This window comes from Deltaproteobacteria bacterium CG11_big_fil_rev_8_21_14_0_20_49_13 (genome assembly GCA_002796305.1).
Lineage (GTDB): Bacteria > UBA10199 > UBA10199.
Genome location: PCWZ01000083.1, coordinates 10,595 through 17,370, shown reverse-complemented (window position 1 = coordinate 17,370; position 6,776 = coordinate 10,595). Strand labels below are relative to the sequence as shown.

At 48.3% G+C, this 6,776-nt stretch carries 7 protein-coding genes; 5 read left to right on the top strand and 2 right to left on the bottom strand.

Annotated elements, in window-relative coordinates:
• Nucleotides 1-454: hypothetical protein (locus COV46_08395; GenBank protein ID PIR16450.1), on the bottom strand; the 454-nt coding region annotated here is incomplete at its 3' end.
• A gap of 312 nt (nucleotides 455-766) precedes the next feature.
• On the opposite strand from COV46_08395, the gene COV46_08390 reads away from it, so the two are divergent.
• The 5 genes from COV46_08390 (at nucleotide 767) to COV46_08370 (ending at nucleotide 5,476) form a co-directional block, all read left to right on the top strand.
• Entirely contained in the window at nucleotides 767-1,921 is a 1,155-nt protein-coding gene (locus COV46_08390; GenBank protein ID PIR16449.1) for a hypothetical protein, read from the top strand.
• A gap of 321 nt (nucleotides 1,922-2,242) precedes the next feature.
• Nucleotides 2,243-2,809, top strand: coding sequence for a hypothetical protein (locus COV46_08385; GenBank protein PIR16448.1), 567 nt, complete (start codon nucleotides 2,243-2,245; stop codon nucleotides 2,807-2,809).
• Nucleotides 2,797-3,558, top strand: coding sequence for a hypothetical protein (locus tag COV46_08380; GenBank protein PIR16447.1), 762 nt, complete (start codon nucleotides 2,797-2,799; stop codon nucleotides 3,556-3,558). The genes COV46_08385 and COV46_08380 overlap by 13 nt, the downstream gene beginning before the upstream one ends.
• Nucleotides 3,559-3,606: 48 nt before the next feature.
• Complete coding sequence (locus tag COV46_08375) at nucleotides 3,607-4,686, top strand: hypothetical protein (GenBank protein PIR16446.1); 1,080 nt, start codon at nucleotides 3,607-3,609, stop codon at nucleotides 4,684-4,686.
• 52 nt (nucleotides 4,687-4,738) lie between these two features.
• Nucleotides 4,739-5,476, top strand: a complete 738-nt coding sequence (locus COV46_08370; protein ID PIR16445.1) for a hypothetical protein — start codon at nucleotides 4,739-4,741, stop codon at nucleotides 5,474-5,476.
• Nucleotides 5,477-5,486: 10 nt separating this feature from the next.
• Here COV46_08370 and rho read toward each other — a convergent pair whose 3' ends face one another.
• Nucleotides 5,487-6,734 carry a transcription termination factor Rho gene (gene rho, locus COV46_08365; protein ID PIR16444.1) on the bottom strand — a complete coding sequence of 416 codons (1,248 nt, stop codon included), beginning with the start codon at nucleotides 6,732-6,734 and terminating at the stop codon, nucleotides 5,487-5,489.
• Nucleotides 6,735-6,776 lie beyond the last annotated feature (42 nt).

Here is a 6,776-nt window from a genome sequence, read left to right as displayed (position 1 = left end):
ATTTCAAAACCCTAACCCTATCAGGGAAACTACTGGCCTCCCTGCCTAATCTATAGAATATGTTTTCGTTCGGCGGGGCCGTTCGAAGCCTCTTTGGCTGACCTGCCCCTTCTACAGGTTTGTAGTACTCGACATATGGTTCCAAGAATGCATACGGAGGCCGTCTAACAGTAGTGCTTTCCCCTATTGTAATAAGGCTGGGGCTATTGTCAAATCGTGCAAATGTAGACCTTTCACCAGTAGCGCCTGCCCCTCCGGGACCTGCGATCGATTCGGACTGCGGAAGACCAAAAGTATCTACTCCTGCATCAGCGGGCACGTCGCCGCCGCCCCCACGCACTGATTCACCTTCCGAAACTACTGCCGCCGAACTCGGCGTTTCCGGCAATTCGATTTTTTCCACCGTTTTAACAATACCAGCTGCCATTTTTGGAACTGTTGGAACTCCTGCCATTTTTGCCTCCTTGTTTTAAAAAACATGCATATACAGTACGTATCGGCGGTGCCACAAAAAAGTTGCTAACTTTTCTTGTTTTTTTTAACAACCGCAACTACGCTAAAATTTTAGGGGTCACTTTCCGATGAACGCCTTTTATCGGTTGAAAGACTCTGTACCGCATTTCTCCCCGATGTCCGCATTGTCCCCCAGATGCATAAAGAATGGGGAATCTTGTAGGGACCGGTGGAAAGTACCCTCTCCTTTTATTTATCAAAAACACAGTTTAAAGCTTGATTATTTCACTTTTATAGCTTATAATTTGCAACTATGTGGATTGAAAGAGAAATTTCAAAACAAATCAGTGGGTCTGTTGCCACATTTCCCGCTGTTATACTGACCGGGGCAAGGCAGACCGGCAAAACCAGTCTCCTTAAAAGGTTATTTCCTGAATATTCGTTTGTAACTCTGGACCTTCCTTCAAACGCTGAACTAGCTGAAAGGGAACCGCAGTCATTTATTGAACGATATCCGCCGCCGATTATTGTCGATGAAGTGCAGTATGCGCCCGGTCTCTTTCGTTACCTCAAAAATAATATAGACGGTAAGCGCGATCAATACGGCCGGTTCATTCTAACTGGTTCGCAAAAGTTTACCTTAATGAAGAACGTCTCTGATAGCCTCGCCGGACGTTGCGCAATATTTGAGCTTGAGACATTAAGCGCTAGCGAGGTCCTGTCCGCAAAAAAAATTTCGACAATGGAAATGATTCTCACGGGAGGTTTTCCGGAACTGCACGCAAGAGAAGACCTGCGAAGAGATCTCTTTTATCAATCCTACACTGCAACTTATTTAGAGAGGGATGTGCGCTCTATATTAAACATTGGACAATTGAGGGACTTCGAACGTTTTTTGAGGGCATGCGCATTGAGAAGCGGGCAAATCCTCAACAAATCAGAAGTTGCGCGCGATGTTGGCATCAGCCCAACCACAGTAGGCGAGTGGTTATCCGTTCTGCAGGCATCGAATCAAGTGGTCTTGCTGGAACCGTGGTTCAACAATAAAACAAAGTCGCTCATCAAATCACCTAAAATTTATTTTAATGATACCGGACTACTTTGTTACTTGACCAGCATATCCAATATCGACGAACTCACAAGGAGTCCGTTCATCGGTTCAATTTGGGAGACATTTGTTTTTTCTGAACTGCGAAAACGGCAGGTCTTCGTAAGCGGAAAATGGGACATCTGGTTCTGGAGGGATAATCGTGGCACAGAGGTTGATTTTTTGATTCATAAAGGCGGCAGATTTGAACTCATCGAGGCGAAGTTCTCTGAGGTTCCTGTCAAAAAAGATGCAAAAAATCTGGAGGAGGTCGCAGGCGTCCTGGGGCGAAAAAACATTGAGAAGATGACTATAGTTTCCAGGACCGATACCGCGTTTCCGCTGACGGACGGTATTACGGTTGTCCCGATTGTATCCTGATTTTTTTCACAACCTTCATTCCAATTGTTTTTTAAATGTAATCTGTGATGGTTTTACCCGTCGCGCCGACAGAACTTCGGAGGGGGAAATCCACTCCCCACTGTCTCCAAAAAAAAGAAAGTTACCCACAGTCCGCACACACCAGCTCCTTACGGGCTGATGTGCGGACTGTGGATAACTTTCTTCAACTCCCTCCATTCTCTATCCAACATATATCTTATCCTCTTTATAGGGGGGATACGATGTCTGTTCCGTGTTCCAGTTACGATCGGCCATAATACTTGACAATTTTGCCTTAGAAAAGTAATCACCACGACGAACATGGATGCCGTCATTTTAAAAAACAGGATCGATTACGACGGTTCCCAACTCCGTTCCCACTGGATATTTGACCGAACGGGTGAAACAGGGGATTCTTGCGCCGCCTTTATAGGCGGGTGCGATGTAGCGCCTGATCACATGGTCGACCTTGCGGATAAAAGGGATAACTGCAAGATATTCAGCCACGAAATGCTCCACTTCATCATCGAACATTTTGATTCGAATTTAGAGGCGGCTATTCTTAGGCAAAGGCTATTTGTTTCTATCGTAAGGGACGTCATCCTTCGACAAGCTCAGGATGAGCGAGAATTTAAAATTGAAAGGCGCGGAAACGATCTTTATGACGGCAATGCCAAGATAAACATATCGATAGCTACAGCGTCGCCGGTTTCAACCTTGATACATGTTGGGGTCAATATAAGAAGCGATGGGACGCCAGTCAAGACAAAGGGCCTTAAAGATTATAACATCGAACCTAAGATGTTCGCCGAAGAGGTCTTAAAGAAGTATAAGGAAGAACTAGAAGGTGTTAAAAAAGCGAGAGCAAAGGTAAAATGGGTTGCGTAAAAATGGCGTCTGTTATGGCAAATATAACCGAGATATTCTCATCCCTTCAGGGAGAAGGACCGCACACAGGCGAACCCATGACGTTCGTCCGCTTTGCCGGGTGCGCCCTAAACTGCAGGTGGTGCGATACCGAAGCGGCCATCAAGACAGACCCGACGTGCAGAGTAGAAACGCCGCCAAGGTCCGCAAGGTTCGTGGAGATCCAAAATCCCGTATCAATAAAAGAGCTGAACGGACAACTGGCATTTTTCACCGACCCTGCCATCTCAATTACGGGCGGCGAGCCTTTGGAACAGGTCTCTTTCCTTGAAAAATGGCTTCCGACCGTTCCTGAAGGCAAACGTATCCTTTTAGAAACTAACGGCATACTTCACAGAGAGCTCGACCTTATATCGAAAAGGATCGACATCGTAAGCATGGACATAAAGCTCCCATCCTCCACCGGCAAAAGGCCCTGCTGGGATGAGCACGCGAAATTCATATCCGATTCGCTACGCTCAGGCAAAGAGTTCTACATAAAGATAGTCATCACAAGCGATACCTCTACCAAGGATATTCAGGAGGCGATAAAGCTCATCTCTTCATCCAACAGGTTCATTCCCGTCATCTTGCAACCCGCCAGCTTCACACCAAGATTCACTCAAGGTATTTCCAGTGACGCCGTAGAATCGTTCGCACGACTCTGCAATTCGTGGCTCCCCAACGTCACCATAATGAAGCAGGCCCACAAAGAGCTCGGAATCCTTTAGATCCTATAATAACTTGCCTATATTTTATAATTAACTATAATACCTGCCATGTTTTCAAAGTACTTCATGCTTCCTGCTTCCTGCTTCCTGCTTCCTGTTTCTTGCCTCCTGCTTCTCTCCTCCTGCGAACGCTGTTCGCCGGGTAGCTCTACCGCATCCGTCATTGTCGAACGGGTAAAGATACAGGAGAGCTCCCCCGAAGTGACGGTCCCCGGCATACTTATCCCGCGCGATAATGTGGAAGTAAAGATGTCCCGCACCGCAAGGCTTGCCGATGTCTTCGCAAATAAGGGAGACCTTATAAAAGAAGGCGCGGTGCTTGCCAGACTTTCCGAAGAAGATGTGAACCTTAAGCTTAATCGGCTTCGCGCCGCCAAAAAAGAGGCGGAGACCGCGGTTGAAAAGAACCAGTACCTGATGAAGAACCGCGATCGCATGCTTGAGGAAGGCAAGATAGACAAGACCCAGTACGACGGCATGGCAATAGAGGCCGCAAGCGCGGAATCGACGTTTGGAAGGATAAACGCCGACCTTGACGATGCAGAATATAATGCCGCACATCTTCAGGTGACCAGCCCGATATCTGGCGTTATCACCGAAAAATACGCCAGCCCCATGCAGACGGCCTCGGAGGATCAGGTCCTTTTTGTCGTCGTGAACATCGATCCAATACTGGTCTCTTTCCCGCTAACTGCCGACGAATCGACCGGCATAAGTCTTGGAATGCCCATTAATGTCAAGGTCGAGGATGTTGAAAGGGCTTATAAAGGAAGAATAAGCTACACAGCTCCAATGGTCAATCAGCCCGGCATGACGTTCGACGTCTGGGCATCTATCCCCAACCCCGAAGGCGTCCTCAAAACGGGAATGTCCGCTACAGCTCAATTCACAAGCACCAATATTCATAAAGTGATCGTTGTCCCCAGATCTGCGCTCATCTCAAGGGATCGCGACAGGTTCATATTCACCGTAAGTAACGGGATAGCCCATAAAACAAAGGTGAGCGTAAGGAACATGACCGCAAATATAGCCGAAATATCGAAGGGCCTGGCCGAAAACGACCTCATAGTGGTTAAGGGCGTCCAAAATCTTCAAGACGGCTCCCCGGTAGAAATGTGGAGGAGGTAGAATCGTGTTGTCGCGCAATCGTACAACCACCCGCCCGCCGGTATTTTGGTGGATGCTATCGTTTTTTTTCGCTATTACCCTATACTCCATCCCCATAAATGCCGGTCAGGGCTGGATCGAAGTTGCCGACGGTATCCAATATAAAAAAGAGGTGATCTTTAAGATGGATTTTGAAAAACCGCCTCACGGTATCCTTCATCTCTTTACTATCGATCCGGCAAAGTACAGGCTGGATATTATCACCGCAAAAAAGCTGGGGATGGTGAATACCGATGCCAGGACAATGGCCAAAAGATCGGGGGCCATCCTTGCCATAAACGGAGGCTTCTTCTCACCTGAGTTCGATTCGTTGGGCCTTCTTGTTTCGAACGGCCGCGAATTAAATAAGATGAAAAAAATAAGCTGGTGGCATGTATTTAAGACAGAAAAAGGTGCGCCTTCCGTTATTGCTAGAGATGAATACAAAGCTTCACCTGATGTTGAAATGGCCGTTGAGGCCGGCCCCAGGGTCCTCATAGGCGGGATCCCGGCTCCGAAACTAAAACCGTCCCCTGCCGAAAGAACGGTGATCGGAACAGATAAGAACGGTCGAATAGTGATAGCGGTCACCGAAAGACTTTCACTCACCCTCATGGATCTGGCAAGATATCTGAGAGCCGACGGCTTTACCGATATCTTGAACCTTGACGGCGGCAGTTCAACACAGCTCTATGCAAAATTCAAAGGTCTGGAGATAGACCGTCAGGGCTTAGGCCTTGTAGCTAACGGCGTAGGGGTATTCCCTCGCTGATATCAGCCGGTCATTTATTCATGCTCTCAAGGAAGTCCTTGTTCTTCTTGGAAGGCGCTATCTTGTCCATCAGGAACTCCATGGCGTCGATAACGTTGAGCGGTTGCAGGAGCTTTCTAAGTATCCATACGCGGTTGAGTATCGGCTCCGGCAACAGGAGCTCTTCTTTCCTTGTTCCACTCTTGTTGATATCCATGCAGGGGAATATTCGTTTTTCCATGAGCCTGCGGTCAAGATGAATTTCCATGTTGCCGGTACCTTTGAACTCTTCAAAGATGACCTCGTCCATGCGGCTTCCGGTATCGATAAGCGCTGTTCCCATAATTGTCAAACTTCCGCCCTCCTCGATGTTACGTGCGGCTCCGAAGAAACGTTTAGGCTTGTGAAGGGCGTTGGAATCGACGCCGCCCGAAAGTATCTTTCCTGAAGGCGGCACGACAGAGTTGTAAGCGCGGGCCAGACGTGTGATAGAATCCAAAAGAATAACGACGTCTCTCTTATGTTCAACGAGGCGTTTCGCCTTTTCGATCACCATTTCGGCCACCTGAACGTGACGCGTGGCGGGTTCATCGAAGGTTGATGAAACGACCTCGCCCTTGACCGAGCGCTGCATGTCGGTCACTTCTTCCGGACGTTCGTCTATTAAAAGAACGATCAGTACCACTTCAGGATGGTTCGCGGTTATCGCGTTCGCGATGTTCTGCAATAGGACCGTCTTACCCGCCCTCGGGGGAGAAACAATCAATCCGCGCTGACCCTTACCGATAGGGGTCAAGAGGTCCATCACGCGTGTTGAGTGGTTCTTTGCATCGAATTCAAGGTTGATCTTTGAGTTCGGATAGAGGGGTGTTAAGTTATCGAACAGTGTCTTGCCGCGAACATTCTCGGGCGGTTCAAAATTGATCGACTCGACCTTGAGAAGCGCAAAATATCTCTCCTGATCCTTGGGCGGCCTGATCTGACCTGAAACTGTATCGCCCGTGCGAAGGCCGAAACGTCTTATCTGTGAAGGCGATACATAGATATCGTCCGGTCCCGGAAGATAGCTGTAATCCGGTGAACGCAAGAATCCAAAACCGTCGGGCAGGATCTCCAAAACGCCTTCGCCGTAGATGGCTCCGTTAGCCGCGGCATGCGACTGAAGCAACGCGAATATCAGCTCCTGTTTGCGAAGATTCGCGGCATCTTCGATCTTTGCCTCTTCTGCCATGGCAACAAGTTCGCCTACCTTCTTGGCCTTGAGCTCACTTAAATGCATAGACTGACTCCTTTGTGTGGTTGGACACACGTGTTGGTGGGG